We start from the raw sequence: 717 nt of genomic DNA on the forward strand, positions 1-717 counted from the left end.
GGCACCGCTCGCGCGGCGGGGGAGGGGCCCGGCTGGCAAGGTGGCTCGGTGGAACCGCTGACGACGCCGTCGACACCCCCGCGCCCGGCCGGCCGGGGCGTCCTGGCCCGCCGCGCCGGCACGCTGGCGCTGGGCGCGGCGAGCGTGGTCGCCGTGGTGGTGCTGGCCCGCCGGGTCGAGGGCCTGGACCTCGGCGAGCGGCTGCGCGGCGCCGACACCGGCGCGGTCGCCGCCGCCGCGCTGCTGTCCCTGGTGCCGCTGCTCGGCAACGTGCTGTCGATGCTGGCGCTGTCGCCGGTGCGCCTGCCGTTCGGGCGCACCGGCGCGCTGTGGCTGTCCACGTCCTTCCTCAACCTGCTCACCCCCGCCAGCACCGGCGGGGTGGCGCTGACCGTGCGCTACCTGCAGCGGCAGGGGGGCCTGCCGCTGGCCGTGGCCGCCACGACGATCGGGCTGGTGCAGTCCACCTCCGCGCTGGTCACCGCCGTCCTGGTGCTGCTGTCCCTGCTGGCCGCCGGTCGCGGCGGGGCCCCCGGGGTCCAGGTGCCCTGGCCGGTGGCCGGCGCGGCGCTGGTGGCCGCCGGCGCCGCCGCGCTGGCGGTGGCCCGGTGGCCGCGGGCGCGGCGGGAGCTGCGCGAGCGCGTCGTGGCGCCCGTGCGGCGGGAGTGGCCGGCGCTGCGGCGGGCGCTGACCCACCCCGGCCGCCTGGCGCTGGCC

1 protein-coding gene is annotated in these 717 nt (G+C 81.2%); it reads left to right on the plus strand.

Annotated elements, in window-relative coordinates; translation table 11 throughout:
• Nucleotides 1-48: 48 nt before the first annotated feature.
• Nucleotides 49-717 (plus strand): lysylphosphatidylglycerol synthase domain-containing protein (locus tag GTR00_RS22130; RefSeq protein WP_205706423.1); only part of this gene is annotated, 669 nt, incomplete at its 3' end.

It is taken from the genome of Kineococcus indalonis, assembly GCF_009906395.1.
GTDB lineage: Bacteria > Actinomycetota > Actinomycetes > Actinomycetales > Kineococcaceae > Kineococcus > Kineococcus indalonis.